Origin of the sequence: Streptomyces sp. NPDC048496 (assembly GCF_043200055.1) — a bacterium.
Taxonomy (GTDB): domain Bacteria; phylum Actinomycetota; class Actinomycetes; order Streptomycetales; family Streptomycetaceae; genus Streptomyces.
The window spans coordinates 1-2,314 of sequence record NZ_JBICXB010000125.1 but is presented as its reverse complement, the minus strand read 5'-3'; the positions used below and the strand labels follow the sequence as shown (position 1 = coordinate 2,314).

Below are 2,314 nucleotides of genomic sequence, written 5' to 3'. Positions count from 1 at the left end.
GGAGTAATCGTCAATACCTGTGGATCGAAGGTGGCATGGCAGGCGTCCGGTCCGCAGGGGAAATCGAGGTGCGTGCGGCCTCCGGCGCTGTCAAGCTGCGCCGGTGAATCGTGAACAGATCTCCAGGCTCGCCCATGCAAATCACCCGATCAAGTCCCCGCTCGACGACGACTCGGTGCGCCGACTGCTGGATCGCGGCATCCCGCGTGGTGACGAGCGCATACTCGACTTCGGCTGCGGCGGCGGTGAGTGGCTCCTGCGCGCCCTGTCCGCGCATCCGGACCTGCACGCCGAGGGCGTCGACATCGACGAGGGCGCCTTGGCGGATGCCCGTGCGGCCGCAAACAAGCTCGGGGTCGAGGAACGCCTGGACCTCCATCACCTGTCGGCTGCCGACTTCGCCTCCCCGCACTCGTTCGACCTCGTGCTCAGCTTCGGGGCCACACATGCCTTCGGCGGCCTGCTTCCCACCCTCGCTGCGGCCCGCAAGTATCTGGCTCCCGGCGGACGTGTCCTGATCGGCGAAGGGTTCTGGGACCGCGAACCCTCCCAGGAGGCCGTCGAAATGCTCGGGAACTCCACCGACCTGGCGACCACCCTGGACAGCGTTGTTGCCGACGGGTGGACTCCCGTCCACGGGCATGTCAGCACGCGCCAGGAATTGGACAACTACGAGTGGGCCTGCTGGGGGGCTCTGGCCGAATGGGCCCTGGACCACCCTGCTGACCCGGACAGCTCGCAGGTAGTTGAGACAGCCGCAACCCGCCGCACCGAATGGTTGCGCGTCTACCGGGACACGTGGGGCTTCGTCAGTCTGGTCCTGCGTCAGACATCCGACTGACCCTCGATAGGCCCCGGCGCCCGGCCCCCTCCGACAGATCGTCCAGGCACTGCCGGGCCCGGGGCACGTCTGCCTCGTGTTTCGCCGTCGGCCCTCAAGCCGCGAGGGCTTCGGGGCGTTCGACGAGGTGGCCGCGTTCGAAGCGGGCTCCGGCCCGGACCAAGGCAACAAGGTGGGGTGCGTTCACGGCCCGCCAGCGTTCCTGGGCGGACTCGATGAGTTTGAAGACCATGGCGAGTGCGGAGGCCCGGCTGCCGGCGCCCTTGGTGACCTTGGTGCGTAGCCGGACGGTGGCGAAGGTCGACTCGATCGGGTTCGTGGTCCTCAGGTGGATCCAGTGCTCGGCGGGGAAGTCGAAGAACGCCAGCAGTTCCTCCTCGTCGTCCGTGAGCCGCTTGACGACCTTGGGGTACTTGACCCCGTACTGCTTGGCGAAGGCGGCGATGGCCTTGGCCGCGTGCTCCTTGTCCTCGGCGTTGTAGATCTCCTGGATGGCGCGCTTGGCGGCAGGCTGGGCCGATTTCGGCAGCGCGTCGAGGACGTTCGCGGTCTTGTGCACCCAGCACCGCTGGTGGCGGGTCTCGGGGAACACCTCGTTCAGCGCGTTCCAGAAGCCGAGCGCCCCGTCGCCGACGGCCAGGACGGGGGCCCGCATGCCCCGGCGGGCGCAGTCCCGCATCAGTGCCGCCCATGCCTCGGAAGATTCGCGGTAGCCGTCGGTCATCGCGATCAGTTCCTTGGTGCCGTCGGCCCGCACGCCTACCATGACCAGGACGGCGGCCTTCGCTTCTTCCAGGCGTATGCGCAGGTGAACGCCATCGGCCCAGACGTAGACGTAGTCCGTGGCGGACAGATCGCGGTCCATGAAGGCCTTGTGGTCGGCCTGCCACTGCGTGGTCAGCCGCGTGATCGTCGCGGGTGAGAGGCCGGCGGAGGAGCCGAGGAACTGCTCCAGCGCGGGCATGAAGTCACCGGACGACAGACCGTGCAAGTAGAGCAGCGGCAGCACCTCGCTGATCTTCGGGGATTTACGCGCCCAGGGCGGCAGGATCGCCGAGGAGAACCGCTTGCGTTCGCCGCTGGCCTCGTCGACGCGCTTGTCGTTGACTCGCGGGGCCTTCACTTCGATCGCCCCGGCCGCGGTCGTCACCTTCCGCGGCTGATGGAAGCCGTTGCGCACGACCAGACGGCGGCCGGAATCGTCCCGCTGATCGGCCAACTCTGATATGTAGGCGCTGACTTCTGCCTCCAGAGCGGCGGCCAGCATCCGCCTCGCGCCCTCGCGGACGATCTCGTCAATCAGGGAGCCGTGTGGCGTCGTTCCGTCTTCGTTGACTACCGTGAGCACGGGCGTGCCTTCCCGACCGACGCAGCGAACGTCGGCCTACTCGATGACCATCACAGGATCATTCGGGAAGGTACGCCCTTCACGTGCCAACCCGAGGCCGATCCACAGGTCTTGAGTATTGCTCG

General features: G+C 67.4%; 2 protein-coding genes. One reads left to right on the top strand and one right to left on the bottom strand.

Features of this window, described 5'->3' with window-relative positions; translation table 11 throughout:
* The first annotated feature begins 103 nt into the window (after positions 1–103).
* Positions 104–841, top strand: a complete 738-nt coding sequence (locus ACGFSA_RS35030; protein WP_393310210.1) for an SAM-dependent methyltransferase — start codon at positions 104–106, stop codon at positions 839–841.
* Between the two features lie 94 nt (positions 842–935).
* Here the strand turns inward: ACGFSA_RS35030 and ACGFSA_RS35025 are convergent, their stop codons facing one another.
* Complete coding sequence (locus tag ACGFSA_RS35025) at positions 936–2,189, bottom strand: IS256 family transposase (protein ID WP_393310208.1); 1,254 nt, start codon at positions 2,187–2,189, stop codon at positions 936–938.
* Positions 2,190–2,314: the final 125 nt, after the last annotated feature.